The following is a 207-nucleotide window of genomic DNA, read 5'->3' as shown; positions in this document are numbered from 1 at the left end:
TCTAATCCTGTTCGCTACCCATGCTTTCGTGCATCAGCGTCAGTTATTGGCCAGTACAATGCCTTCGCTATCGGTGTTCCTTATGGTATCTATGCATTTCACCGCTACACCATCAATTCCATGTACCCCTCCAATACTCAAGCTATCCAGTATCAATGGCACTGCTCCGGTTGAGCCGGAGTCTTTCACCACTGACTTAAATAGCCG

The 207-nt window shown here is 47.8% G+C and carries 1 rRNA gene; it reads right to left on the bottom strand.

Annotated elements, in window-relative coordinates:
• A 16S ribosomal RNA gene (locus BTW08_RS18505) occupies positions 1-207 on the bottom strand; the annotation flags it as partial.

This window comes from Salinicola sp. MH3R3-1 (assembly GCF_001937155.1).
GTDB lineage: Bacteria > Pseudomonadota > Gammaproteobacteria > Pseudomonadales > Halomonadaceae > Salinicola > Salinicola halophyticus.
The sequence above is the reverse complement of the archived record's forward strand: the minus strand, read 5'-3'. Positions and strand labels throughout refer to the sequence as shown.